The 25,343-nt window shown below is 65.7% G+C and carries 21 protein-coding genes and 1 pseudogene; 13 read left to right on the top strand and 9 right to left on the bottom strand.

What is annotated here, in order from left to right; all coding sequences use genetic code 11:
* The 3 genes from AC628_RS27180 to AC628_RS27170 all read left to right on the top strand — a co-directional run.
* Nucleotides 1–785: ABC transporter substrate-binding protein (locus AC628_RS27180; RefSeq protein ID WP_074129863.1), on the top strand; the 785-nt coding region annotated here is incomplete at its 5' end.
* 107 nt (nucleotides 786–892) lie between these two features.
* Complete coding sequence (locus AC628_RS27175) at nucleotides 893–2,533, top strand: lysine--tRNA ligase (protein WP_074129862.1); 1,641 nt, start codon at nucleotides 893–895, stop codon at nucleotides 2,531–2,533.
* Between the two features lie 240 nt (nucleotides 2,534–2,773).
* Complete coding sequence (locus AC628_RS27170; RefSeq protein ID WP_245321332.1) at nucleotides 2,774–3,559, top strand: class II aldolase/adducin family protein; 786 nt, start codon at nucleotides 2,774–2,776, stop codon at nucleotides 3,557–3,559.
* A gap of 337 nt (nucleotides 3,560–3,896) precedes the next feature.
* Here AC628_RS27170 and AC628_RS27165 read toward each other — a convergent pair whose 3' ends face one another.
* The gene (locus AC628_RS27165) at nucleotides 3,897–4,550 is read right to left on the bottom strand and encodes a S24 family peptidase (protein ID WP_074129868.1); all 654 of its coding nucleotides are present in this window, start codon (nucleotides 4,548–4,550) and stop codon (nucleotides 3,897–3,899) included.
* A gap of 199 nt (nucleotides 4,551–4,749) precedes the next feature.
* Here AC628_RS27165 and AC628_RS27160 point away from each other — a divergent pair, with 199 nt between their 5' ends.
* Nucleotides 4,750–5,094 (top strand): DUF952 domain-containing protein, encoded by a 345-nt coding sequence (locus tag AC628_RS27160; RefSeq protein WP_143201823.1) that lies wholly within the window; start codon nucleotides 4,750–4,752, stop codon nucleotides 5,092–5,094.
* Nucleotides 5,091–6,188, top strand: coding sequence for a quinone-dependent dihydroorotate dehydrogenase (locus AC628_RS27155; RefSeq protein ID WP_074129859.1), 1,098 nt, complete (start codon nucleotides 5,091–5,093; stop codon nucleotides 6,186–6,188). The genes AC628_RS27160 and AC628_RS27155 overlap by 4 nt, the downstream gene beginning before the upstream one ends.
* A 96-nt stretch (nucleotides 6,189–6,284) precedes the next feature.
* Here the strand turns inward: AC628_RS27155 and AC628_RS27150 are convergent, their stop codons facing one another.
* The 5 genes and pseudogenes from AC628_RS27150 to AC628_RS27130 form a co-directional block, all read right to left on the bottom strand.
* Nucleotides 6,285–7,610, bottom strand: a complete 1,326-nt coding sequence (locus tag AC628_RS27150) for an MATE family efflux transporter (RefSeq protein ID WP_074129858.1) — start codon at nucleotides 7,608–7,610, stop codon at nucleotides 6,285–6,287.
* 120 nt (nucleotides 7,611–7,730) lie between these two features.
* Nucleotides 7,731–8,465: an MBL fold metallo-hydrolase gene (locus AC628_RS27145; protein ID WP_074129857.1), complete on the bottom strand. Its 735-nt coding sequence runs from the start codon at nucleotides 8,463–8,465 to the stop codon at nucleotides 7,731–7,733.
* A gap of 22 nt (nucleotides 8,466–8,487) precedes the next feature.
* Complete coding sequence (locus AC628_RS27140; protein ID WP_050406296.1) at nucleotides 8,488–8,796, bottom strand: DUF6460 domain-containing protein; 309 nt, start codon at nucleotides 8,794–8,796, stop codon at nucleotides 8,488–8,490.
* Between the two features lie 97 nt (nucleotides 8,797–8,893).
* Nucleotides 8,894–10,752, bottom strand: a pseudogene (locus AC628_RS27135) (cisplatin damage response ATP-dependent DNA ligase).
* Nucleotides 10,749–11,810, bottom strand: coding sequence for a ligase-associated DNA damage response exonuclease (locus AC628_RS27130; RefSeq protein WP_074129867.1), 1,062 nt, complete (start codon nucleotides 11,808–11,810; stop codon nucleotides 10,749–10,751). The pseudogene AC628_RS27135 and the gene AC628_RS27130 overlap by 4 nt, the downstream one beginning before the upstream one ends.
* 146 nt (nucleotides 11,811–11,956) lie before the next feature.
* Between AC628_RS27130 and AC628_RS27125 the strand changes: the two genes are divergently transcribed.
* The 4 genes from AC628_RS27125 to pdeM all read left to right on the top strand — a co-directional run bounded on the left by AC628_RS27125 (nucleotide 11,957) and on the right by pdeM (nucleotide 18,188).
* A complete protein-coding gene (locus tag AC628_RS27125; RefSeq protein ID WP_074129856.1) occupies nucleotides 11,957–12,883 on the top strand; it encodes a methyltransferase domain-containing protein in 927 nt (308 codons plus the stop codon).
* 318 nt (nucleotides 12,884–13,201) lie between these two features.
* Nucleotides 13,202–14,428, top strand: coding sequence for an ABC transporter substrate-binding protein (locus AC628_RS27120; RefSeq protein WP_074129855.1), 1,227 nt, complete (start codon nucleotides 13,202–13,204; stop codon nucleotides 14,426–14,428).
* Nucleotides 14,429–14,711: 283 nt separating this feature from the next.
* A complete protein-coding gene (locus AC628_RS27115; RefSeq protein ID WP_143201824.1) occupies nucleotides 14,712–17,453 on the top strand; it encodes a ligase-associated DNA damage response DEXH box helicase in 2,742 nt (913 codons plus the stop codon).
* Between the two features lie 63 nt (nucleotides 17,454–17,516).
* Complete coding sequence (gene pdeM, locus AC628_RS27110) at nucleotides 17,517–18,188, top strand: ligase-associated DNA damage response endonuclease PdeM (RefSeq protein ID WP_074129854.1); 672 nt, start codon at nucleotides 17,517–17,519, stop codon at nucleotides 18,186–18,188.
* A gap of 190 nt (nucleotides 18,189–18,378) precedes the next feature.
* Here pdeM and AC628_RS27105 read toward each other — a convergent pair whose 3' ends face one another.
* Complete coding sequence (locus AC628_RS27105; RefSeq protein ID WP_050422253.1) at nucleotides 18,379–19,242, bottom strand: LysR family transcriptional regulator; 864 nt, start codon at nucleotides 19,240–19,242, stop codon at nucleotides 18,379–18,381.
* A gap of 95 nt (nucleotides 19,243–19,337) precedes the next feature.
* Here AC628_RS27105 and AC628_RS27100 point away from each other — a divergent pair, with 95 nt between their 5' ends.
* From AC628_RS27100 to AC628_RS27090, 3 genes are read left to right on the top strand one after another with little or no spacing between them, the layout of a single operon-like run.
* Entirely contained in the window at nucleotides 19,338–20,264 is a 927-nt protein-coding gene (locus AC628_RS27100) for a DMT family transporter (RefSeq protein ID WP_074129853.1), read from the top strand.
* The gene (locus AC628_RS27095; RefSeq protein ID WP_074129852.1) at nucleotides 20,261–21,025 is read left to right on the top strand and encodes an MBL fold metallo-hydrolase; all 765 of its coding nucleotides are present in this window, start codon (nucleotides 20,261–20,263) and stop codon (nucleotides 21,023–21,025) included. Before AC628_RS27100 ends, AC628_RS27095 begins: the two co-directional genes overlap by 4 nt.
* Nucleotides 21,026–21,082: 57 nt before the next feature.
* Complete coding sequence (locus AC628_RS27090) at nucleotides 21,083–22,414, top strand: NRAMP family divalent metal transporter (protein WP_074129851.1); 1,332 nt, start codon at nucleotides 21,083–21,085, stop codon at nucleotides 22,412–22,414.
* Between the two features lie 130 nt (nucleotides 22,415–22,544).
* On the opposite strand, the gene AC628_RS27085 is transcribed toward AC628_RS27090, so the two are convergent.
* Nucleotides 22,545–23,036, bottom strand: a complete 492-nt coding sequence (locus AC628_RS27085; RefSeq protein WP_083633159.1) for an Lrp/AsnC family transcriptional regulator — start codon at nucleotides 23,034–23,036, stop codon at nucleotides 22,545–22,547.
* Nucleotides 23,037–23,184: 148 nt separating this feature from the next.
* Here AC628_RS27085 and AC628_RS27080 point away from each other — a divergent pair, with 148 nt between their 5' ends.
* Nucleotides 23,185–24,489 (top strand): aspartate aminotransferase family protein, encoded by a 1,305-nt coding sequence (locus tag AC628_RS27080; RefSeq protein ID WP_074129850.1) that lies wholly within the window; start codon nucleotides 23,185–23,187, stop codon nucleotides 24,487–24,489.
* Between the two features lie 91 nt (nucleotides 24,490–24,580).
* Here AC628_RS27080 and AC628_RS27075 read toward each other — a convergent pair whose 3' ends face one another.
* The gene (locus tag AC628_RS27075) at nucleotides 24,581–25,315 is read right to left on the bottom strand and encodes a TIGR02186 family protein (RefSeq protein ID WP_074129864.1); all 735 of its coding nucleotides are present in this window, start codon (nucleotides 25,313–25,315) and stop codon (nucleotides 24,581–24,583) included.
* Nucleotides 25,316–25,343 lie beyond the last annotated feature (28 nt).

The following is a 25,343-nucleotide window of genomic DNA, read 5'->3' as shown; positions in this document are numbered from 1 at the left end:
CCAAGGCCACCGAGGCCGCACCGCAGGCGGTGCCGGGCTTCTGGGACCCGCGGCGCCGGCCGGATCGCCCCGATCTGTCGCGCCTCACGGTGATCCGCTTCCTGACCGAGACCGATTATCCGCCGTTCAATTTCACCGGCCCGGACGGCAATCCGGCCGGCTTCAATGTCGACCTGGCGCGTTCGCTCTGCGACGAGATCAAGGTCACCTGCACCATCCAGATGCGGCGCTTCGAGACCCTGATCGATGCGCTCGCCACCAACCGGGGCGACGCCATCATCGCGTCGATGGCGGTGACGCCGCAGCTGCGCGCCAAGGTCGATTTCACCGATCCCTATTACCGCGCGCCGGCGCGCTTCGTGTCGCGGCGCGACAATGTGATGCCGGAAATCCGTCCCGAGTATCTCGAGGGCAAGAAGGTCGGCGTGATCGCCGGCACCTCGCACGAGGCCTACCTCAAGGCGATGTTCACCGACGCCGAAATCCATTCCTATCCGGATAACGACACGCTGCGCGCTGCGCTGCGCCGCGGCGAGGTCGATTTCATCTTTGGCGATGCGATCTCGCTCGCGTTCTGGATCAATGGCACCGATTCCGCCGAATGCTGTGCGTTTTCCGGCGGCCCCTTCGTCGAGAGCCGCTATTTCGGCGAGGGCGTCGGCATCGCCGTGCGCAAGGGCAACGACCTGCTGCGGCAGTCGCTGAACTGGGCGCTGTTCCGGATCTGGGAAAAAGGCCGCTTCACCGACCTGTGGCTGCGCTATTTCTCGATCAGCCCGTTCTGACGCTGAGGTCTTCACCTCTCCCCGCAAGAGCGGGGCGAGGGAGCGCAGTTTTGCATTTTGCCGCGAAAGCGTTAGTTTTCGCGACCTTTTTGGAGAAAGCCTGAAGAATGTCCGTGATTGATCTTGCTGCCAGCCCGAGCGACCTGCGCGCGCTCGCCGAACAATCCAACGCCTGGCCGTTCGAGCAGGCGAAAGCGATTGTGGCGCGGCTCAAGAAAAATCCGAAGGACGAGGTGCTGTTCGAGACCGGCTACGGTCCCTCGGGCCTGCCGCATATCGGCACCTTCGGCGAGGTCGCGCGCACCACGATGGTGCGCCACGCCTTCCGCGTGCTCACCGAGGACAAGATCAAGACGCGCCTGCTCGCGTTCTCGGACGACATGGACGGCCTGCGCAAGGTGCCGGACAACGTGCCGAACAAGGAGCTGCTGCAACAGCATCTCGGCAAGCCGCTGACCAAGGTGCCCGATCCGTTCGGCACCCATCCGAGCTTCGGCCAGCACAACAATGCCCGGCTGCGCGCCTTCCTCGATCAGTTCGGCTTCGATTACGAATTCGCGAGCTCCACCGAGTATTACACCTCGGGCCGGTTCGATGCCGCGCTGCTGCGCATGCTGGAGCGGATCGAAAAGGTGATGGCGATCATGCTGCCGTCGCTGCGCGAGGAACGGGCGGCGAGCTACTCGCCGTTCCTGCCGATCTGTCCGCGCACCGGCCTTGTGCTCTACGTGCCGGTGACGGCGCATGACGCCAAGGCCGGGACGATTTCGTACGAGGATCCCGACACCAAGGAGAGCGTCACCGTTCCGGTCACCGGCGGCCGCTGCAAGCTGCAATGGAAGCCGGACTGGGCGATGCGCTGGTACGCGCTCGGCGTCGACTATGAAATGGCCGGCAAGGACCTGATCGATTCGGTGAAGCTGTCCGCCAAGATCTGCTCGGCGCTTGGCGGCACGCCGCCCGAAGGCTTCAACTACGAGCTGTTCCTCGACGAGAAGGGCCAGAAGATCTCGAAGTCGAAGGGCAATGGCCTGACGATCGACGAATGGCTGCGCTACGCCTCGCCGGATTCGCTGTCGCTGTTCATGTATCGCGAGCCGAAGGCGGCGAAGCGGCTCTATTTCGACGTCATCCCGCGCAATGTCGACGACTACCAGCAGTTCCTCGACGGCTTCACCCGGCAGGAGGCGCGGCAGCAGCTGCAAAATCCGGTCTGGCATATCCACTCCGGCGAGCCGCCGCAGGCCGACATGCCCGTCACCTTCCAGCTCTTGCTGACGCTGGTGTCGTCGTCGAACGCGGAGAACGCCGAGACGCTGTGGGGCTTCATCGGCCGCTATCGGCCGGGCGTGACGCCGCAGACTCACCCGAAGCTCGACGCGATGGTCGGCTACGCCATCAACTATTATCGCGACTTCGTGGCGCCGACCAAGCAGTTCCGCGAACCGACCGAGGGTGAACGCGCCGCGCTGCAGGATCTGCGCGATGCGCTCGCCAACATGCCGGCAAGCGCGACCGCGGAAGACATCCAGAACGTGGTCTACGAGATCGGCCGCCGCGAGCCGTTCCTCGACATGGTCAAGAAGGGCAAGGACGGCCGCCCCGGCGTCTCGCTCGACTGGTTCAACATGCTCTACCAGGTGCTGCTCGGCCAGGAGAAAGGCCCGCGCTTCGGCTCCTTCGTCGCGGTGTACGGCGTGCAGAACGCGGTCAACATGATCGACGGCGCGCTGGCGCGATCGTCGTAGTTTGAAGAACGCGTAGCCCGGATGGAGCGAAGCGAAATCCGGGGACCATCTCCCAACGGCCTCAGGCGCCCCGGATTGCGCTCCGCTCCATCCGGGCTACGGCTGCGGCGCTAGGCCGCAAAAACCAGATGGCTGATCCCCGGCATTTCACCGGAGCCCCGCGGCCGGATTGCGCTACACTCGCGCCCATAAAATCAGCACGGCCTCCGCCGAGCGGCCGGCACAGATGGGAGCATGCGCATGCAGTTCAGGGTTTCGCCGACATCGCTGCAGGACAGTTCGAGCGCCGAGGAATGGCAGGCGCGGGTCGATCTCGCGGCAGCGCATCGGCTCGCTTACATCCACGGCTTTTCGGAAGGCATCTTCAACCATCTCACCTTCGTGGTTCCCGGCCACAGCGACCGCTACTACCAGATCCCGTTCGGCATGCACTGGTCGGAGGTGACGGCGTCGTCCTTCATGGAAGTCGGCATCGACGATGCCGAGGTGAAGCGCGGCGAGGGCGAGGTCGAGCGCTCCTGCTATTGCATCCATGCGCCGATCCACAAGGCGCTGCCGCAGGCCAAGGCCGTGTTCCACACCCATATGCCGTATGCCAGCGCGCTGACGCGGCTCGAGGATCCGCGCATCAAGGAGATCGGGCAGACCGAGGTCGGGCTGTCGGAAGCCATCGCCTACGACGATCTCTACACCGGCCCCGCGCTCGATCCCGAGGAAGGCGCGCGGCTCGCCAGGGTGATCGGCAACAAGACCATTTTGTTCATGGCCAATCACGGCATCTCGACCGTCGGCGAGACCGTGGCCGATGCCTATGACCGGCTCTATTACATCGAGCGCGCCGCGCAGGTGCAGATCTACGCGATGTGGACCCAGCAGCCGCTCAAGCAATTGCCGCAGCATGTGGTGGAGAAGACCAAGCGTGATTTCCGCGACGATCACCTCTACAAGGGCCCGAGCCCGTCGCAGCGGCATTTCGATGCGCTGAAGCGGATGCTGGACCGCAAGGAGCCGGACTACGCGACGTAAAGGGCGTTGCGAACGTACCGCAACCTCCGCTGTCGTCCCGGCGAAAGCCGGGACCCATAAGCACAGGATCGTGTTGTTAGAGCAGGCTGTGGCCCCAGCGTGCTCAAGCATAATGAGCGGTGGTTATGGGTCCCGGCCTGCGCCGGGACGACACTGATTTTGTGGCGATCGACCCGCATCGCAATCTCCGCCGTCGTCCCGGCGAAGGCCGGGACCCATCACCACAGGGTTGGGTTGTTTGAGCAGGGCTGCGGCCTCAGCGTGCCCAAGCATAATGAGCGGTGGTTATGGGTCCCGGCCTACGCCGGGACGACGATGGTGGTGACTGCATCGCCTGCTACTGGCTCGCCCACACCACGCGTGCGATCCAGGCCACCTCCTCGGCATCGAGCATGCGGTCGGGGTGCTCCGGATTGAGCGATGCGAGCTCCAGCACCTTGCCGGTGCGCCGCTTCAATTCCTTCACCATCACCTCGCCGCCGGTGGTGCGCACCACGACGCGGTCGCCGCGGCGGATCGCGGTCGCGGGTGACACCACGATGATGTCGCCTTCGCGATAGGCCGGCTTCATCGAGTCGCCCTCGATCTCCAGCGCATAGGCGTGCTCGTCGGTGGCCGCCGGCAGCGCCACTTCGTCCCAGCCCTTGCCGGCGGGAAAGCCTGAGTCGTCGAAATAGCCGCCGGCGCCGGCCTGCGCGAAGCCGAGCAACGGCACCGACTGGCCGCCGCGCGGGGCATCGCCGAGCAACTGCACGAACGTCTCCATGCTGGCGTTGCTCGCGGCAAGCGCCTTGGAGAGCGATTCGGTCGACGGCCAGCGCTCGCGCCCGTCGCCGGTCACGCGCTTGGACTTGTTGAAGGTGGTGGGATCGAGACCGGACTGCTTGGCAAGGCCGGACGGCGACAGGCCGGCACGTTCGGCGAGCCGGTCGAGCGCGGCCCAGACCTGAGCGTGGGTCAGCGGTCGCGCGGCTTTGGGCTGTTTGGCCATCGAGGACATCCCGGATGGTAGGAATTATTGCCTGAAACTTCGATTTTCGCAAATCTGCCGCCGGATGTGGCACGGCACCGCTTGAGTTGCGCCGCTACCGCCGATACGGTCCCTCGCTCGCCACATGGCGTCTGGGGCATTTCCCCTCAAATCCGGATAAAACCCCAAGAGACTCAAGGACAAAAGGGAAGGCCGGGCCGTGCCCATGATCTATAAAATCACCCCCGCTTCGGCCTGGCGCGAGGCCGAGCGGCAGGGCGTGTACCGGGGCAGTGCGGACGACAATCGCGACGGCTTCATCCATTTTTCTACCGCCTCCCAGGTGGCCGAGACCGCGCGCAAGCACTACCACGGGCAAACCGGCCTGTTCCTGGTTGCGGTCGATGCCGCTGCGCTCGGCGACGCCTTGCGCTGGGAACGGTCGCGCAATGACGAGCTGTTCCCGCATCTCTACGGCGAACTCGACCTCGGCGCGGTCACCGAAATCCTCGACCTGCGCGCGCGCTCCGACGGCGGCCACGACGTTCCGGAGCTCAAGCCGTGATCCGTGCCTTCGACGCCTTCTCGCTGCCGCTGCTGCGCTGGTTCGATCCCGAAGATGCCCATCGCATGGCGATCCAGGGCCTGAAGCTGCTGCCGCCGATCCGGCAGCGGCCGGATGACCCCAAGCTCGCGGTGCGCGCCTTCGGGCTGAATTTTCCGAATCCGATCGGCATGGCGGCAGGCTTTGACAAGAGTGCCGAGGTGCCCGACGCGCTGCTGCGGCTCGGCTTCGGCTTTGTCGAGATCGGCTCGGTGACGCCGAAGCCGCAGGCCGGCAATCCGCGGCCGCGGCTGTTTCGCCTCGAGCGCGACGAGGCCGTGATCAACCGCATGGGCTTCAACAATGACGGCGCGGAAGCGGTGCTGCGTCGGCTTGCCGCGCGCGCCGGCGGTGGCGGCATCGTCGGCGTCAATGTCGGGGCCAACAAGGATTCGCCGGACCGCACTGCCGATTATGTGAAGCTGATCGAGACCTTCGCGCCGGTCGCCAGCTATTTCACCGTCAACGTCTCCTCGCCGAATACGCCGGGCCTGCGCAATCTGCAGCAATCGGCGGCACTCGACGATCTGCTGGCGCGGGTGATCGATACCCGCGAGCGCGTGCGCAAGAACGCGGGCGATTCGCCGGTGCTGTTGAAGATCGCGCCGGACCTCAGCCTCGCCGAGCTCGACGACGTCGTGCACGTCGCCCGCTCGCGGCGCGTCGACGGCATGATCGTCGCCAACACCACGCTGGCGCGGCCCTCGACCTTGCGCGAGGAGAATCGTGCCAAAGAGCAGGGCGGCCTGTCAGGCCGTCCGCTGTTCCGGCTGTCGACGCGGATGGTCGCCGAGACCTATGTCCGCGTCGAAGGCGCGTTTCCCTTGATCGGCGTCGGCGGCATCGATAGCGGCGGCGCTGCGCTGATCAAGATCCGTGCCGGCGCCAGCCTGATCCAGCTCTATTCCTCGCTCGTCTACAAGGGCATCGGCCTGGTCGACGACATCAAGCGCGATCTGTCCTCGACGTTGCTCCGCACGGGGCGCGACTCGCTGTCGGAGATTGTCGGCGCCGATGCCGCGACGATCACGGCCGAGGACTGGCCGGTGAGGTAGGTGCCCGTAGCCCGGATGGAGCGCAGCGCAATCCGGGACGGCGTCACCGCGGGCAAGAACCCCGGATTTCGCTTCGCTGCATCCGGGCTACGACGACTACGCGGCCTTGAACGTCTTCCGCAGCATCGCCGGATAGCGCAGGCCCTGCAGGCCGCCGCGTGCGACGTAGAAGCCGAGCAGCGCGATCCACAGGCCGGTGTTGCCGTATCCGCTCAGCACCCACCAGGCGGCGAGGAAGATCGCCAGCGAAGCCAGCATCAGATTGCGCATCTCGCGCGCCCAGGTCGCGCCGACATAGATGCCGTCGAAGCCGAACGCGAACACGCCGGGCAGCGGTGCCAGGATCACGAACGGCAGGAAGTCGCGCGCATAGCGGCGCACGTCGTCACTGGTCGTCATCACATTGATCAGCGCCGGGCCGAACAGCGCGAACAGCACCGACACCACAAGCGCAAAGCCGATGCCCCACAGCAGCACCAGCCGGGTCGAGTCAGCGAAGCCGCGTCCGTCGCGCGCGCCGTACGCGCGGCCGCACAGCTGCTGCGCGGCGTTGGCGAGGCCGTCGAGGAAGAAGGCACTCACCAGCAGGAAGTTGTTCAGCACCGAATTCGCCGCCAGCGTGACGTCGCCCTCGCGTGCGCCCTTCGCGGTGAAGAACAGGAACACCACGATCAGCGCCGCGGTGCGCACCATAATGTCGCGGTTGACGGCGAGCATGCGCATCAGCTTGGCGCGATCGAACAGCGTCGCTGCGGGAACCGCAAAGCCGTCTTGCGAGATCCGCCATGCCACGACGATGCCGACGGCGAAGCCCGCAGTCTCGGCGAGCACGGCGGCGATCGCCGCACCGGCAATGCCGGCGCCATAGGCCTGCACCAGCAGCACGGTCGCAATCATGTTGATGATGTTGATCACGATCTGCAGCGCCAGCGCCAGATTGGCGCGCGCCTGCCCGACCAGCCAGCCGAGGATCACGTAATTGGCGAGCGCCAGCGGCGCCGACCAGATCCGTATCATGAAATAGGTTTTCGCCGCGCGCGTGACGCCCTCGCTGCCGCCCATCAGCTGGAACGTGATTGCGGCGAGCGGCACCTGCAGCGCGATCAACGCCGCACCGATCAGGCCGGCGACGATGAAGCCACGCACCAGGATGGCGGCATATTCCTGCGGCTCGCCCACGCCCTGCGCCTGCGCGGTGAAGGCCAGCGTGCTCATGCGCAGGAACGCGAACAGCCAGAACAGGCAGTCGAAGATCACCGAGGCCATCGCCACCCCGCCGAGCAGCGCGGCGTCGTCGAGGCGGCCGATCGCGGTGGTCGAGACGATACCGATCAGCGGCGTGGTCAGGTTGGCGACCATCGCGGGGCCGGCGATGGCGAACACCTGGCGGGTGGTGATCTTCGGGTGGATGGGTGCGTGCATGGCTACAGTTGCAAGGAATATACGCTTCTATCGCGTCATCCGTCGCGCAGCCATGCTGGAATTGTTCTCAGAGCAATGCGGTGGCGAGGGGGCTGGGCAGCCGACAAAGCAATTGCGTCGTCAGAACACCACGACCATGCCGTCGCTCGCTGCCGTATAGGGTAGCTCGTCAATGCGGCCCAGCATGTCGTCGCTCATATGAGTCAGCACCACTCGGCCTGCGTTGATGGCGGGCAGATGCGCTTCCAGCGTTTTCAGGCTGAGATGGTTCTTGACCATCTTGTCGTAGGAATAGGCTTCGGCGATGAAGAGATCGGCATTTTGCGCCGCCGGGATCAGCGCGTCAGTCCATTCGGTGTCGGCGCTGTAGCAGACCGTGCGGCCTTCCGCCTCGACGCGATAGGCGAGAAACGGCCCGCCGGATTCGCCATGCACCACCGGGTAGGGCGTCACGGTCACCTCGCCGAAGCTGCGCCGCTCCTGCGGCGTGAGCGTGACGACAGACAGATCGAAGCGCTGCTTGGTCCTGGAGGAATGCTCGAACATCACCTCCATCACCTCTGGCAATTTTGTTTCGATGCCTTCGGGACCTGCGATCACCAGCGGCCGGGTGCGGCGGGAGAATTGCGCGTCGAGCAGGAAGAACGGCAGGCCGGCGAAATGGTCGCCGTGGAAATGCGTGATCAGGATCAGGTCGATGGCATCGCGATTGATCTCGAGCCGCTTCAGCGCCGGCAGCGACGAGGCGCCGCAGTCGATCAGGAAATTGACGCTGATACCGCTGACATGGAAACAGGTGTTGAAGCGGCCGCCGGAGCCGAATGCATCGCCGCAGCCGACAAATTGCAATTTCATCGGCTGCGAGCTTTCTTATTGATCAGCGGCCGCGCGGCGCGCCGAACAGTCGCGACAGCAGCCAGATCGGGATCACGATCACGGCGCCGAGCAGGAAGTAGCGCCAGGCCCAGTTGATCGCGTCGAAGCCGAAATCCCAGAGGCTCTGGAACAGCCGGCGGATGCTGTAGAGAATGTTCCACGGGTCGAGGCCGATCGCGGCAAGCACGACGCCGACCAGGATCGAGAGCAGGATCAGCCGGAACGCCACCGAGAGCGGCGAGCCGCCGAGAAAGCGGTACAGGCCGTCGCTCTGGCCGCCGGCCGGCAAGTCCCTGATGTTATCTGGCATCGCTCTCTCCTGGCGGAATCGCCCGCATTATAAGTCACGGCGGTGCACATGGGAAACCCGCGAGGCGCGATCAATGGCTGCCATGCGGCTTGCGGGTTTAACTTCCTGTCATGGAGATTAACATCCGTTCAAGTGTCTCCAGCCGGTCGGCTTCGCGCGGCGGTTTGTCCCAGCGCAGGCGGCTGATGCGGGGAAAGCGCATCGCAACGCCGGATTTGTGACGCGGCGAGCGCTGCAGGCCCTCGAACGCGACTTCCAGCACCAGCCCCTGATCCGGTTCGTGCACGACATGCCGCACCGGGCCGAACTTCTCGGTGGTGTTGCGGCGGACGAAGCGGTCGATCTGCAACAGCTCCTCGTCGGTGAAGCCGAAATAGGCCTTGCCGACCGGCACCAGCTCGTCGCCGGCCTCGCCGCGGGTCCAGACCCCGAACGTGTAGTCGGAATAATAGGACGAGCGCTTGCCGTGGCCGCGCTGCGCATACATCAGCACCGCGTCGATGATGTGCGGATCGCGCTTCCATTTCCACCACAGGCCCTTCGGCCGTCCGGGCAGATAGGGCGCATCGCGCCGCTTCAGCATCACGCCCTCGACCGCGTCGGCATCGTCGCCGGCGCCCGCGCTCTTCGGATCGGCGCGCGCCGCAGCGAGCTCTTCCCAGCTTGCGAACGGAACCGTCGGCGACAGGTCAATGCGCGGATCGCCGAGCTTGGCGACGAAGGCTTCGAGATGCGCGCGCCGCTCGGTGAACGGCAGCTCGCGCAGATCGTTCTCGTCGTCGCCGAGCAGGTCGTAGGCGCGCAGGTGGATCGGGAATTCCTTGATCAGCTTCGGCGAAACCACTTTTCGGTTCAGCCGCTGCTGCAAGACGTTGAAGGTCTGCACGCGGCCGTCGCGCAGCACCAGCAATTCGCCGTCGATCGCGCCAGGCAGATGCAGCGACGACACGAGGTCGGGGAAGCTGCCGGTGATGTCCTCGCCGGTGCGCGAATAGAGCCGCGCCTGGACGTGGCCGCGCACGTCGCGGCCGGCGACAGCCTGCACGCGGATGCCGTCCCACTTCCATTCCGCACTGAACTCGGCGGCGTCGAGATTGGCGAAGTCGCCATCCTCGATCGCATGCGCCAGCATCACCGGACGGAACGGTGTCGGGTCACGGTTGACCGGCTTGTCGCCGCGGCCTTCGAGCCAGGCGAACAGGTCGAGATAGGGCGGTGACAGGCCCGGCCACATCAGCTCGATCTCGTGCGGGTCTTTGTCGCCGAGCGCCGCTGCGGCGGTCTTCGCCAGTCGCGCAGAGATCCCGATCCGCATCGCGCCGGTGACAAGCTTCAACAGCGCCCAGCGCCCGGTCTCGTCGAGCTCGTCCAGCCAGCGCGCAAGCTGCGCCGGCAACTCAGCCTTGCCGAGCGTGCGCAGTGTGGTGACGACGTCGGCCAGTGTTGGGGGAGGCGGGTTGTTGTGCGTGAGTAGAATCTCACTGCGATCTCGCCCGCGATACCCCTCTCCCCAACCCTCCCCCGCAAGGGGGAGGGAGCCTGCCCAGTGGTACGTCGCTCACTGACGTCAATTCCTTCAACATCGTTGTGAGGTGAGCACAACGATTGGGCTCCCTCCCCTCTTGCGGGGGAGGGGTGGGGAGAGGGGTGGCCCAGGAAAGACTCGCTGTGATGCGCACTGGAAGACTTCGGCCACATCAGCGCGACGGTTTCCGAGAGATCGCCGACGTAATCATAGGAGTAGCCGAACAGCACCGGGTCGGTGCGTTCGGCGATCAGGTCGCGGATCAGGCCCGGCTTGGCGTGCTTGAACGACAATGCGCCGGTCAGCGCCGCCAGTGCGTAACCGCGGTCGGGGTCCGCGGTCTCGCGGAAATAGCCGACCAGGAGCCTGATCTTGTTGTTGCGCCCGGGCTCGTAGGCGAGGCGGTCGAGCAGTTCGGCAAACCGGTTCATGGCTTCTTGGTCTCGCCAGCGGGTTGGGCCTCGCCGGTGGTTGCCGCGGTCTCGCCCTCGTCCTCGTCGCCATAGCCGACCAGATCGAGCGGCCGCGCGGCAAGGCCCTTGCTCTTGCACCAATGCACCAACGCGTCTTCCTGGCCGTGGGTGACCCAGATTTCGCCGGCGCCGGTGGCGGCGATCGTCGCCGTCAGCCCGTCCCAATCGGCATGGTCCGAGATCACCAGCGGCAGCTCGATGCCGCCCTGCCGGGCTCGCGCGCGCACCCGCATCCAGCCCGAGGCAAAGGCCGTGACCGGATCGGGAAAGCGGCGCGTCCAGACATCCGATGTCGCGCTCGGCGGCGCCAGCGTGATGGTGCCGGCAAGCTCGGCCTTCTTCATGCCGCGCACCGGCCGGAGCTCGCCGAGCGCAATGCCGCGCTCCTGATAATAGTACGTGATCTTCTCCATCGCGCCATGCAGATAGATCGGCGCGTCGTAGCCGGCCTCGCGCAGCAGTGCGATCACGCGCTGCGCCTTGCCGAGCGAATATGCGCCGACCAGATGCGCGCGCTCGGGAAACAGTTTGACGGATGCGAGGAGCTTGTTCGCTTCGCCTGCGGCGTCGCCGTGGCGGAACACCGGCAATCCAAAAGTCGCCTCCGTGATGAAGACGTCGCAGGGCACGAGTTCGAACGGCGCGCAGGTCGGATCGCGCGCATCCTTGTAGTCGCCGGAGGCGACGATGCGCCTGTCCTTGCAGGTGACGGAGATCTGGGCGGAGCCCAGCACATGCCCGGCGGGATGAAACGACACCGTGACGTCGCCGAGCCTGATCTCCTCGCCGTAAGCCACGGCTTGCACAGAGCCGGCGAAATTCTCGCCATAGCGCAGCCGCATCATGTCGAGGGTTTCCTGGGTCGCGAGCACAGCGCCATGGCCCGCCCGTGCATGGTCGGAATGGCCATGGGTGATCAGGGCCCGTTCGACCGGCCTGACTGGATCGATGTGGAAGCCGCCGGGCTTGCAGCAAAGCCCGGCCGGGACGGGTATCAGGATGTCTTGCGGGCGCATGCCGACCATATAGGCATGGATTCCACGATATCTAATCGTCAGGCGCGGGCTTGACCCGCGCATCCATCTTCGGAAAAAGTCTGGGCTTTGATGGATGGCCTGACCCGGCCGAGATCCTTAAAGAAAAGATTGGTTCCTTAAAGAAAATGGCCCCGCGCCTGTTTCTGTCCTCCGGCGACCTCGTTGCCGACCGCCGCTACGAGTTCGCGCGCGACCTGCAATTGAAGGGCGATCTGCCGGCTGCCGCCGAGCTGCTCGAACAGGCGATCGAGCTGGTGCGGAAGTTTCCGTCGGCCTGGTACATGCTGGGGAAGATCCGTCTCGAGCTCGGGCAGCGAGAGGCGGCGATCGCAGCGTTCCGCGCCGCGCGCGACGCCGATCCCGAGGACCGTCATGGCGCCGGCCTGCACCTGATGCAGCTCGGCGTCGAGCCGGTCAGCTCGATGCCGCCGGGCTATGTGCAGACGTTGTTCGATCAATATGCGCCGCGCTTCGAGGCGGCGCTGGTCGGCGACCTCGGCTATCGCGGCCCGGCGCTGCTGTTCAAGGCGGTGCTGTCGGTGCGCGCTGCCGCGAAGAAGCCGGCCTTCTTCAAACGCGCGATCGATCTCGGCTGCGGCACCGGGCTCGCGGCCGGCGCGTTCGTGCAGCATGTCGACCGGTTCATCGGCATCGACCTGTCGCCGCGCATGATCGACAAGGCGCGCGCCACCGGACTTTATGCCGAGCTCGAAGTCGACGACATGCTGCAGGGGATTTCAGGCAAGCCGGACGCCAGCGCCGAATTGATCCTCGCCGCCGATGCGATGGTCTACGTCGCCGATCTCGCACCGGTGCTTGCCGAGGCCGCGCGCGTGCTGGTCGCCGGCGGTGTGCTCGCGTTCACGGCGGAGACCCACGGCGGCGAGGGCGTCATCCTCGGCGAGGGACTGCGCTACGCGCACAGCGCGGCTTACGTGCGTGCTTCTGTTGCCGCCGCGGGGCTGACGCTGGCGTTGCTCGACGATCTCTCCGCGCGCAATGAGGACAACATCCCGGCACCCGGGCTTGTCGCCGTCGCCGTCAAGCCGTAACGCTTCTCACCCTGCCCTGGAGGGGGAGGGTCGGCTCACATCGAGCGAAGCGAAATGAGAGCCGGGGTGGGGTGATCTCTCAGCACGGGCGGCGTCGACGTGGAGAGACCTTCACCCCACCTCGCCGCTCATTGCATTCGCGTCGATCCTCCCCCTCCAGGGGAGGATGAGAAAGCGATCCATACATCTCCCGCTCTCAAACTTGAGTCTACACGCTACGCATTTGCCGTGACGCGGCATTGCGCCACACGGCCGTGACTTCGCGCTTGCCCGGCGCAAGGCGGAATGCGAGAGCTTTGCGCCTCAGGGAGAGAAACAATGAAAAAACATACGCGGCGCGAATTCGGCGCCACTGCATTGTCCGTCATCGCAGCGTCTGTGCTGCCGGCGCCGTTCGTCCGGGCCGCGGACAGGAAATACGATCCGGGTGCGAGCGACACCGAGATCAAGCTCGGCCAGACCGTGCCGCATTCCGGCCCGGGCTCGCTCTATGGCGTGCTCGGCCGCGTCGGCGAAGCCTATTTCCAGATGCTGAACGACAAGGGCGGCATCAACGGCCGCAAGGTGAAATTCCTCACCATGGACGACGCCTACAGCGCGCCGAAATGCGTCGAGGCGACGCGCCGCCTGGTCGAGCAGGAAGAGGTGCTGGCGCTCTACGGCTCGCTCGGCACCGCGCCGCAGACCGCCGTGCACAAATATCTCAATTCCAAGGGCGTGCCGCAGTTGCTGCTCAACACCGGCGCTTCGAAGTGGAACGACCCGAAGAATTTCAAGTGGACCATGGCGGGCCTGCCGCTCTATCCGACCGAGGCGCGCATCCTCGCCAAGCATGTCGTCAGCGTTAAGCCGGACGCCAAGATCGGCATCCTCTACCAGAACGACGATTTCGGCCGCGACTTCCTCGGCCCGTTCAAGAAGGTGCTGGCCGATGCCGGCGGCAAGGCACAGGTGATCATGGAGCAGACCTACGATCTCACCGATCCGACGGTCGATTCCCAGCTCATCAATCTCTCGAAGTCGGGCGCCGACGTGTTCTACAACATCACCACAGGCAAGGCGACGTCGCAGTCGATCCGCAAGGTCGCCGAGCTCGGCTGGAAGCCGTTGCAGCTGTTGTCGGCGGGCTCGACCGGCCGCTCGATCCTGAGCGCCGCTGGGCTCGAGAACGCCAAGGACATCGTCGCGATCCGCTACAACAAGGAAGTCGGCGTGCCGCGTTACGAGAAGGATCCGGACGTGGTCGCGTTCGAGGAGCTGCGCAAGAAGTATCTGCCGAACATCGACCCCGACAACACCATCGCCTTCGCCGGCTACGGCCAGGCGGCGACGATGGGCGAAATCCTGCGCCGCTGCGGCGATGACCTGACCCGCGCCAACGTGCTGAAGCACGCCACCACGCTGGCCGGTTTCCATTCGCCCTATTTCCTCGACGGCATCAATTACAGCTACACGCCCGACGACTACACGCCGATGAAGACGCTCTACGTCTCGATCTTCAACGGCAAGGATTGGGACCTCTCCGGCGAGCCGATGACGGAGTAGGGGGCGTCTTTCTTCTCCCTCTCCCCGTTCTTACGGGGAGAGGGTTGGGGTGAGGGGCTCTCTCCGCCAGGCGGTGTGTGCCGTGAGACCTGTGCTCCCTCACCCGGATCGCATCTGCCGATGCAACATAGCCGAAGCTTCGCTTCGGCGTTTCTTTGAACGGCCGCCAAGGGCGGCCTATGCCTCTCCCCGCAAGCGGGGCGAGGTGAAGTGACCTCTTGCCATCTGCCGCCATTTTCGATCCGCCCTCGACGAAACCGCCTGAACCGCCTACCTCTTGGCAGTGTCGACGCTCGATCTCTTTTCCGTTCCGCCGTCGGAAACGGCCGATCTCTTGCCGCGCCGGTTTCGCGACTGGTTCGCCTCACGCGGCTGGTCGCCGCGCGAGCACCAGCTCGCGCTGCTGGAAAAAGCGCGCGCGGAACGTTCCGCGCTGCTGATCGCACCCACGGGCGCGGGCAAGACGCTGGCGGGGTTCTTGCCGACGCTGGTGGAGCTGAGCGGCGAAGGGCAGAACAGCAATCGTTCTCACCTCTCCCTGAAAGGGGGAGGTCGGCGCGCGCTTGCGCGCGACGGGTGGGGGTCAGCCGCGGGCACGGAGCAAGCGGCTGACCCCCATCCCAACCTTCCCCCTTTCAGGGGGAAGGAGCCTGACGAGATCGCAGGTGATGAAATCGGATCGAAGACAGGTCGTCCGAGCCTCGTCTCCACCGGCCGTTCGGTCCGCCGCAGCAGCGGGCTGCACACGCTGTACATCTCGCCGCTGAAGGCGCTCGCGGTCGATATCGCGCGCAATCTGGAGACGCCGGTTGCCGAGATGGGGCTGCCGATCCGGATCGAGACCCGCACCGGCGACACGCCGGTGTCGCGGCGGCAACGGCAGCGGCGCTACCCGCCGGACATTCTGCTCACGACGCCGGAGCAACTGGCGCTGTTGCTGGCCTCCGACGACGCGCCGTTCCTGTTCTCCTCGCTGAAGCGCATCGTGCTCGACGAGCTGCACGCGCTCGTCACCTCCAAGCGCGGCGATCTGCTGTCGCTCGGGCTGGCGCGGCTCTGGACCATCGCGCCGCAGACGCGCGCCATCGGCCTTTCGGCAACGGTGGCCGAGCCGGAACAGCTCGCGCGCTTCCTGGTGCCACAGCCGGGTGGCGAGAACGCATCCGCCGACGTCGTCACCGCCGGCGGTGCCGCGCCGCCGGTGGTCGAGATGCTCGACACGCGGGAGCGGCTGCCGTGGTCCGGCCACAGCGCGCGCCATGCGCTGCCCGAGGTCTATGAGCTGATCAAGCGCAACAAGACCACGCTGGTGTTCGTCAACACCCGCAGCCAGGCCGAGATGCTGTTCCAGGATCTCTGGCGCATGAACGACGACGGGCTTGCGATCGCGCTGCATCACGGTTCGCTCGACGTCGCGCAGCGCCGCAAGGTCGAGGACGCGATGGCCGCGGGCCGGCTGCGCGGCGTGGTCTGCACCTCCTCGCTCGATCTCGGCGTCGACTGGGGCGATGTCGACCTCGTCATCAATATCGGCGCGCCAAAAGGCTCGTCGCGGCTGATGCAGCGGATCGGCCGCGCCAACCACCGCTTCGATGAGGCCTCGCGCGCCGTGCTGGTGCCGGCCAACCGTTTCGAGGTGCTGGAATGCGCCGTCGCGATCGATGCGATCGCCGAGAATGCGCAGGACACGCCGCCGCTGCGCCTAGGTGCGCTCGACGTGCTGGCCCAGCACGTGCTCGGTTGCGCCTGCGGCAAGCCGTTCTTGTCCGATGAGCTCTATGATGAGGTCAGGACCGCAGCGCCTTATGCAGCGCTGTCACGCACCGATTTCGACGACGTCGTCGACTTCGTCGCCACCGGCGGCTACGCGCTGAAGACTTATGAACGCTTCGCGCGCATCAAGCAGGACAAGCAGGGCCGCTGGCGCGTCACCAATCCCAAGGTGCGGCAGAGCTACCGCCTCAACGTCGGCACCATCGTCGAGGAGACCATGCTGAAGGTGCGGCTGGTGCTCTCGCGCGCCGGCGGTCACGGATCGACTGGCGCGATCGCTCGTGGCGGCCGGATGCTCGGCGAGATCGAGGAGGTCTTCATCGAAGGCCTCGTGCCCGGCGACACTTTTGTCTTTGGCGGCGAGGTGGTGCGCTACGAGGCCTTGGTTGAAGATCAGGTCTACGTCTCTCGCGCCAATGACAAAGACGCAAAAGTGCCGTCCTATATGGGCGGCAAGTTCCCGCTCTCGACCTATCTCGCCGAGCGCGTGCGCAAGCTGCTCGACAACAGCCGGGCCTGGAAGGCGTTGCCCGACCAGGTGCACGACTGGCTGTCGCTGCAGCGGAAGTTCTCGCGGGTGCCAGCGGCGCGCGAGCTGCTGGTGGAAACCTTTCCGCGCGGCGGCAGCCATTATCTGGTCTGCTATCCCTTCGAGGGCCGGCTCGCGCATCAGACGCTCGGCATGCTGCTGACGCGCCGGCTGGAGCGCGCCCGCGCCCGTCCGCTCGGCTTCGTCGCCAACGAATACGCGCTCGCGGTCTGGGGCCTCGGCGATCTCTCCTTCATGATCCGGCACGGCAAGCTCGATCTCAACGCGCTGTTCGATCCCGATATGCTCGGCGACGACCTCGAGGCGTGGCTTGCGGAATCCGCGCTGATGAAGCGCACCTTCCGAAACTGCGCCATCATCTCCGGCCTGATCGCGCGCCGCTTCACCGACGAGGAGAAGTCGCGCCGCCAGGTGCTGTTCTCGACCGATTTGATCTACGACGTGCTGCGCAAGCACCAGGCCGACCACGTGCTGCTGCGCGCTGCGCGCGGCGACGCCGCCACCGGGTTGCTCGATCTGCGCCGCCTCAGCGACATGCTGTCGCGCATCCACGGCCGAATCACCCACAAGGATCTCGACCACGTTTCCCCGCTTGCCGTCCCCGCGCTGCTGGAAATCGGCCGCGAGTCAGTTTATGGCGAAGCATCCGACGAGCTTCTGGCCGAGGCGGCCGAGGAACTCGTGCGGGAGGCGACGACGTAACGCTCATACTCTGGGGAACAGGACGTGACGGCAAGCGCGCTAGCTTTGCGAGACGGTGACGACATGCGCGTTTCGAGAGTCACGGTGGCGGATGTCGGCTTCGTGGCGGATTTCTCCGGCGCGCTGTTCTGGGAAGAGCAGAGCCTGCTCGTGGTCTCCGACCTGCATCTGGAAAAAGGATCGAGCTTCGCTGCCCGCGGCGTGCTGCTGCCGCCCTACGACACGGTCGCGACACTGAGCCGGCTTGCCGCCGTGATCGCGCGGCACGATCCGCGGCAGGTGATCGCGCTCGGCGACAGCTTTCACGATCGCGACGCGCATGCGCGCCTGTCGGATGGGGATCGCGAAGCGCTGGCGGCGCTGCAAGCGCGGCGCAACTGGATCTGGATCGCGGGCAACCACGATCCGGCGCTGCCGTCCAGCCTCGGCGGCGTGGTCGCGACCGAGGTCGCGATCGGCCCGATCGTGTTCCGCCATGAGCCTACCGGAGCGAGTGGCGAGATCGCCGGGCATCTGCATCCCAAGGCACGGGTGCCGACCCGCGGCCGCTCGATCGAGCGGCGTTGTTTCGCCAGTGACGGCGAACGCGCAGTGATGCCGGCGTTCGGCGCCTACACCGGCGGCCTCAGCATCCGCGACGCGGCTTTTGCACGGATATTCGGATCGCCGGGCTTCATGGCCCATGTGCTCGGCGACAACCGCGTCCACGCGTTCGTCGCGTCGCGGTGTTATTGACGGTCGAAATTGGGCCACGCCAAACACTCGGTGTCGTCCCGGGCAAGCGAAGCGCGACCCGGGACCCATAACCACAGGGCTTTGTTGTTGAACAAGGCTGTGGCTCCAGCTTGCCCTCTCACTGCGCCCTGTGGTTATGGGTCCCTGCTTTCGCAGGGACGACAGCAGAGATTGTTGTGCGGTCTCGGCCTCACGCCGCCTTCGCCTGCACGCTCTCGCAATACTCCGCGAGCCGGTCCGCCAGTCGCAAGGTCGCGGGCCTCGCCTCGGGGGCGGCGACGAGGGCGACCTCGGTCCGCTCGATCGGCGCAAAGCCGTCTTTCGCCGTCAGCACGCGATGCTCGGCTTGGATCGACATTTCCGAAAGAATGCTCAAGCCCAGGCCCGCGGCAACCGCGGCCTGGATGCCGGCGAGGCTGGAGGAGGTGTAGGCCATGTGCCAGTTGCGGCCCGCGCTCTCCAGCGAATGGATGGCGTGGGCGCGATAAAGGCAGCCGGAGCCGAAGCCGATCAATGGCACCGAGCCGATGGTGGTGTCGCGCGGATGGCTCTTGCTCGTCACCCAATGCACGCGTTCCGGCCACACCGCGATGCCGCCTCTCTCGCTGGCGGCGCGCTTGATCAGCGCAAGGTCGAGATCGCCGCGCTCGAGATCGCGGTACAGGAACAGGCTCTGGCCGGAGCGCACATCGAGGCGCAAATTCGGATGGCTGCGCGAGAAGGTCGCGAGCAGCCGCGTCAACCGGTAGGCGGCAAAATCCTCGGTGATGCCGATCCGGATCGCGCCTTCGCTGCCGGCGCGCGACACCACGTCACGCGCCTCCTCGGCGAGCGCCAGCAGCCGCCGCGCATAGGTCAACAGTTGATCGCCGGCGTCAGTCGGGGTGACGTCCTTGCCGCTGCGGATCAAGAGCGGCTGGCCGACATCCTCCTCCAGGCGCTTGATCTGCTGACTGACCGTCGATTGCGTGCGGTGGACGCGCTCTCCGGCGCGCGTGAAGCCGCCGGCATCGACCACCGAGACGAAACTGCGCAGGAGCTCCAGGTCGAGCATCGCAGCCTCCATTCATAAATCCACTGGATGTCAGTCTATCATTTAATTTCCAAATATCAAGGTGCCGGCCTAGATCAGGGGCGAAGGAGAAATCCATGTCCGCCGCATCATCAATTGCCGCCCCCCGCGCCCGCTTCAACACCCTGCCGCTGCTGATCGCGCTGTTCTGCCTGCTCTGGAGCTATGCTTTCGTCGCCGGCAAGATCGGCGTCACCGATTGCCCGCCGCTGATCCTGCTCGCCGCGCGATTCTCGCTCGCCGGAGTCCTGATCCTCGGCATCTCCTGGCTGCGCCGGAACCAATGGGACCTCTCCTGGCGCGATGTCGCGGTGTTCGCGGTGATCGGCGTCGCCAACAACGCGCTCTATCTCGGCCTCGGCTATACCGGGCTGAAGACGGTCTCGGCCGGGCTCGGCGCGCTGATCGTCTCGGCCAACCCGGTGTTCACCGCCATGCTGGCCGCGCTGTTCCTCGGCGAGAGCATGACTCTGCGCAAGGTGGTCGGCCTCGTGCTCGGCATCGTCGGCGTCGCCTTCATCGTCTGGCATCGCATGAAGGTCGGCACGGACAGTCCGCACGGCATCCTGTTCACGCTGGCATCGCTCGCCTCGATCGTCGCCGGCACCGTGCTGTTCAAACTGCTGGCGCCGAAGGGCAGCCTGTGGATCGGCAATGGCATCCAGAACATTGCCGGCGGCCTTGCGGTGATGCCGTTCGCCTTCACGCTGTCCAGCCTCGGTGACATCGTGCCGAGCATGCGGCTCGCCGGCGCCTTCGCCTTCCTCGTGCTCGGCGGCTCGATCCTCGCCTACCTGCTCTGGTTTCATCTCCTGAAAGTGTGCGGCGCGACCGCCGCCAGCGCCTATCACTTCCTGATGCCGCCGCTCGGCATGCTGTTCGCCTATCTCGTGCTCGGCGAGGATGTCGAATTTCGCGACCTGCTCGGGATCGTTCCGGTCGCTCTCGGCATTTATCTGGTGACGCGCCCCGCCGCGGTATCGCCCATGAGGAGTGGAACGTGAGCATCACCATCACCCTGATCGGAGGCCCGACCGCCCTGATCGAGATCGACGGGTTCCGCCTGCTCACCGATCCGACTTTCGATGCGCCCGGTGACTATCAACTGCCCCATGTGAAATTGGAGAAGCTGACGGGCCCCGCGCTCAGCGCCCGCGACGTCGGCGAGATCGATGCGGTGCTGCTGAGCCACGACCAGCATTCCGACAATCTCGACCATTCCGGCCGGGACTTCCTCAAAGGCGCGAAGCGCGTGCTGACCACACAGGCCGGCGCCAAGCGACTCGGCGGCAATGCCGAGGGTTTTGCACCCTGGGCCTCGACCGCACTGAAGAAAGGCGGGCGGACGCTTGCCATCACCGCGACGCCGGCGCGGCACGGGCCCGCGGGCATCGAGCCGTTGTCCGGCGACGTCATCGGCTTCGTGGTGGAACCGGCGAAGCATGGCCGTCCGGTCTATATCAGCGGCGATACCACCTGGTTCGACGGTGTCGCCGAGGTCGCGCGACGCTTCGCCTGCGGCGTGGTGCTGCCGTTCGCGGGCGCGGCGCAAACCCGCGGCCCGTTCCATCTCACGATGGACACCAACGACGCGATCGAGACCGCGCGCGCCTTTGCCGACGCGGTGATCGTGCCGGTTCATACCGACGGCTGGGCGCATTTCCGGCAGAACGCGAGCGACCTGCGCGCGAGCTTCGATACGCTCGGCTTCGGCCGCCGTCTGCGCATCCTCGAGCCCGGCGTCGCCACGGTCATCGAGAGCTAGGTTTCATTGCAGGAACCTCGGGGTACCCGGCTCGTTGTCAAACGGCTGGAACCGGACATGACGCGCCAAGGGACGATCTCGCCACACGACAAGCATGATGGTGCGCCGGTGGCGAAGCCGCGGCGCCGGCCGTTCAGCGTCAGTCGCGTCCTCAACACGCTCGGACCCGGCCTGATCACCGGAGCCTCCGACGACGATCCATCGGGCATCGGCACCTACAGCCAGGCCGGGGCACAACTCGGCTACGGCATCGGCTGGACCATGCTGATGACATTCCCGTTGATGGCGGCGATCCAGGAAATCTCCGCGCGGGTCGGCCGCGTCACCGGGCACGGCATAGCCGGCAACGTATGCAGGCATTATCCGGGCTGGCTGCTCGCGGCCGTGGTGATGCTGCTGTTCATCGCCAACACCGTCAACATCGCCGCCGACCTGTCGGCGATGGCAGACGCGACCAAGCTCCTGATCGGCGGCCCTGCGATCCTCTATGTCGTGCTGTTCGGCGTCACCTCGGTGGCGGCCCAGATCTTCATGAACTACAGGCGATACGTCGCCGTCCTGAAATGGCTGACGCTCAGCCTGTTCGCCTATGTCGCGGCGCTTGCCTTCGCCAAGGTGTCATGGACGCAGGCGCTGGCCGGCGTGCTCGTTCCGCGCCTGACGTGGAGCGCAGATTATTTCACGACCATCGTCGCGATCCTCGGCACCACGATCTCGCCCTATCTGTTCTTCTGGCAGGCCTCGCAGGAGGCCGAGGAACAGCGGGTCGATGCCAACAAGCATCCGCTGATCGAACGGCACTACGGCGCGCGGCGCGAATTCTCGCGCATCCGTGCCGACACCGTCACCGGCATGGCGTTTTCAAATTTGATCGCGCTGTCGATCATCGTCACCGCCGCGGCCGCGCTGCATGCCGCCGGCAAGACCGACATCCAGACCTCGGCGCAGGCCGCCGAGGCGTTGCGTCCGATTGCCGGACCCTTCGCCGAGGTGATCTTCGCGCTCGGCATCGTCGGCACCGGCCTGTTGGCGATCCCGGTGCTTGCGGGCGCGACGGCCTACGCGGTCGGCGAGGGCCGGCGATGGCCGGTCGGACTGACGCGCAAGCCGAGGGAGGCGATCGCGTTTTATTCGGTGCTGGCGCTGTCGGGCGGCATCGGCATCGCGCTCAACTTCACGCCGATCGATCCGATCGCGGCGCTGTACTGGAGTGCGGTCGTCAACGGTGTGCTCGCGGTGCCCGTGATGGTGCTGCTGATGGTCATGGCCCGCCACAAGGCGGTGATGGGACGCTTCGTGATCGGCGGCTGGCTGTACTGGCTCGGCTGGCTCTCTACGGCTGCGATGGCGCTCAGCGTGATCGCGATGGGGATCGGTTTCCTGCTGTAAGTTCGAACTTGTAGGATGGGTGGAGCGCAACGATACCCATCACTCTGCTGCACCGATCCATGTTGGGTATCGCTTCCCCCTTCGCTCTTCGAGCTACGGCGGACAAGTCGCTCCACCCAACCTACGCGCCTCAATCCTTGGCGAACAGCGAGCTATCGATCTTGGTCGTCGATTTGACCTTCCGCAGGATGATGGTGGTACGGTAGCTCGCGATATCGGTGTCTGGATGCATCAGGCGGTCGAGGATGAATGATTGATAGCGGGCGAGGTCGGAGGACACGACCCGCAGTGAGTAATCCCAATCGTCGGCGATCATGCAGCATTCGACGACCTCCGGAAGGTCGATCACCTTCTTCTCGAAGCGCGCGAAGGATTCCCTGTTCTGTTGCTTGAGGCGGACCTCGACGATGACGTCGAAGCCGAGCCCGACGCGCGCCGGGTCGACCAGCGCCACATAGGAATTGATGACGCCGGCTTCCTCGAGCGTTCGGACTCGTCGCATGCAGGGTGCGGACGAAAGGCCGATCCGCTCGGCCAGCTCGAGATTGGTGATGCGCCCCTCGACCTGCAGCACGTCGAGGATTTTCCGATCCATCTCGTCGATCACGACCGTGATTCCCATTTCTTTCGCATTTTGCGCCTTTTGCGCAATTGATTGCAGAAGCAGGGATGAAATGCATCTCAAATCGCAAGCTCATTGCTGCGGTGTGCGCATAGGATGCGCTGCGGCGGCCTGGATCGCGGCGACTGAGCAGCAAAAGGGGACGGGGATGGCTGGAAATGACGACAAGTCCTTTTGGGAGCGCGCCCGGCGTCACCTCATCCGGTACGGTGGCACATTCGCGCCCGTCATCATCGAGCGGGCCTCCGGATCCTTCGTCTATGACGCCGACGGCCGCGCCATCCTGGATTTCACCTCAGGGCAGATGAGCGCCGTGCTCGGTCACGGCCACCCCGAGATCGTCCAGACCATCAGCGCGCACGCCGAGCGGCTCGACCATCTGTTCAGCGGCATGCTCACGCGCCCGGTCGTCGCGCTCGCCGAACAGCTCGCCGAGTTGCTGCCGCCGGGGCTCGATCGCGTCATGCTGCTGAGCACGGGGGCTGAGTCGAACGAGGCTGCAATCAAGATGGCCAAGCTCGCCACCGGCGGCTTCGAGACCGTCGCATTCGCGCAGTCCTGGCACGGCATGACATCAGGCGCGGCGGGGACGACCTATTCGGCGGGCCGCAAGGGCTATGGTCCCGCGCCGGTCGGCTCGCTCGCCATCCCGACGCCGAATCCTTATCGCCCGCGCTTCGGTAACGCGTCCGACTGGCGAGCCGAGCTGGCCTATGGCTTCGATCTCGTCGATCGCCAATCGACCGGCTCGCTTGCCTGTGTGATCGCCGAGCCGATCCTTAGCTCCGGCGGGCTGATCGATCTGCCGGAGGGCTATCTTGCCGCGCTGAAGGAATTGTGCCGCGCGCGCGGCATGCTGCTGATTGTCGACGAGGCGCAGACCGGCCTCGGGCGAACCGGCGCCATGTTCGCGTTCGAGCGCGATGGCGTCGTGCCTGACATCCTGACCCTGTCGAAGACACTCGGCGCCGGCCTGCCTCTGGCCGCGGTCATCACGTCAGCCGAGATCGAGGAGCAGTGTCACGAACGCGGTTTCCTGTTCTACACGACGCACGTGTCGGATCCGATGCCGGCCGCGGTCGGGCTCAAGGTCATCGAGATCATCCTGCGCGACCGATTGGTCGAACGCGCCGGGATCGCGGGTGCGCGGCTGCGAGATGGGCTCCTCGCCCTGCAGAACCGGTTCGACTGCATCGGTGACGTGCGCGGCAGGGGACTGATGCAAGGCATCGAGATCGTGCGCGACCGCTTCAGCAAGGAGCCTGACGAAGCGCTCGGCACGCGCGTGTCGCAGCGCTGCATGGAGCTCGGACTGAGCACCAACATCGTGCAGTTGCCCGGCATGGGCAGCGTGTTCCGGATTGCTCCGCCGCTGACGATCAGCGACGACGAGATCGATCTTGGCCTCTCGATCCTGAGCGACGCGTTCGAAAGCGCGCTGCGGCGGAGCTAGGGACCGTAGGATGGGTGGAGCGCAGCGATACCCATCATGTCGCCGCGGCCCAGGATGTTGGGTATCGCTTCGCTCCACCCAGCCTACGCCTTTAGTCCTTGCGAAACACGATCGAGGCCATCCAGCCGGTCATCAGCGCCATGAAGGCGGTGACGAGGCCGTAGACCAGGCCGTTCTGCCGCGCAGTGGTGGCGACGAACTGCTCGAAGCCGACTTTCACGATCTCGAACGCGGTCTCGGTCTTGGTCACCAGCGCGCCCTCGGAGAACAGCTTGATCTCGACATTGTAGGTGCCGATCGGCACCTCCGCCGGCAGCGGAATGCCGGTGCGGAACAAAGTGGGCGTCAGGAACGTCACCGCCGAGGTCGCCTCGCGGTAGAGGCCGTGTTCGGAGCGCAGCCGGACGAAGGCGCTGCGGAAGGGGTCGTTCGGCACCACGTCGGCAAAGTCGGGGCCGACCCGCTGCATCAAGAGCACATTGTTGAGCCCGAGCTGTTGCCGCCGCTGTACCTCCGGTGAAGCGATCTGGTCGAACGGGCGATTGGAGAACAGCGCGAGATAGCCCGGCACCTGCAGGAACTGGCGCGAGTCGGTGTTGATCCAGATCCCGAATTTGCGCTCCTTGCGCCGCGTCACCATGTCGGCGCGCGGGCCGGATACCGTGACCACGAGATCGTAATTGCCGCGATTGGACGGCGTCTTGTCGTCCTTCTCGACCGAGCCGAACAGCACAAGCTCGCCGCCGGAATAGTTCGGCGTCACCGTGACGCGGTGGTTGGAGACCGACACGATCAGCCGCTCGGCACGCGCGGGCGCGGCCGCCAGGCTGGCGGCGACGAGGCCCGCGGTGGCA

This window comes from Bradyrhizobium sp. NAS96.2 (assembly GCF_001908235.1).
Lineage (GTDB): Bacteria > Pseudomonadota > Alphaproteobacteria > Rhizobiales > Xanthobacteraceae > Bradyrhizobium.
The sequence above is the reverse complement of the archived record's forward strand: the minus strand, read 5'-3'. Positions and strand labels throughout refer to the sequence as shown.

Bases quoted from the DNA above. Each gene is read 5' to 3' on its own strand.
- AC628_RS27175 (WP_074129862.1), top strand. From the start codon at position 893: ATGTCCGTGATTGATCTTGCTGCCAGCCCGAGCGACCTGCGCGCGCTC.
- AC628_RS27170 (WP_245321332.1), top strand. From the start codon at position 2,774: ATGCAGTTCAGGGTTTCGCCGACATCGCTGCAGGACAGTTCGAGCGCC.
- AC628_RS27165 (WP_074129868.1), bottom strand. From the start codon at position 4,550: ATGGCCAAACAGCCCAAAGCCGCGCGACCGCTGACCCACGCTCAGGTC.
- AC628_RS27150 (WP_074129858.1), bottom strand. From the start codon at position 7,610: ATGCACGCACCCATCCACCCGAAGATCACCACCCGCCAGGTGTTCGCC.
- AC628_RS27145 (WP_074129857.1), bottom strand. From the start codon at position 8,465: ATGAAATTGCAATTTGTCGGCTGCGGCGATGCATTCGGCTCCGGCGGC.
- AC628_RS27140 (WP_050406296.1), bottom strand. From the start codon at position 8,796: ATGCCAGATAACATCAGGGACTTGCCGGCCGGCGGCCAGAGCGACGGC.
- AC628_RS27130 (WP_074129867.1), bottom strand. From the start codon at position 11,810: ATGCGCCCGCAAGACATCCTGATACCCGTCCCGGCCGGGCTTTGCTGC.
- AC628_RS27125 (WP_074129856.1), top strand. From the start codon at position 11,957: ATGGCCCCGCGCCTGTTTCTGTCCTCCGGCGACCTCGTTGCCGACCGC.
- AC628_RS27120 (WP_074129855.1), top strand. From the start codon at position 13,202: ATGAAAAAACATACGCGGCGCGAATTCGGCGCCACTGCATTGTCCGTC.
- pdeM (WP_074129854.1), top strand. From the start codon at position 17,517: ATGCGCGTTTCGAGAGTCACGGTGGCGGATGTCGGCTTCGTGGCGGAT.
- AC628_RS27105 (WP_050422253.1), bottom strand. From the start codon at position 19,242: ATGCTCGACCTGGAGCTCCTGCGCAGTTTCGTCTCGGTGGTCGATGCC.
- AC628_RS27100 (WP_074129853.1), top strand. From the start codon at position 19,338: ATGTCCGCCGCATCATCAATTGCCGCCCCCCGCGCCCGCTTCAACACC.
- AC628_RS27090 (WP_074129851.1), top strand. From the start codon at position 21,083: ATGACGCGCCAAGGGACGATCTCGCCACACGACAAGCATGATGGTGCG.
- AC628_RS27085 (WP_083633159.1), bottom strand. From the start codon at position 23,036: ATGGGAATCACGGTCGTGATCGACGAGATGGATCGGAAAATCCTCGAC.
- AC628_RS27080 (WP_074129850.1), top strand. From the start codon at position 23,185: ATGGCTGGAAATGACGACAAGTCCTTTTGGGAGCGCGCCCGGCGTCAC.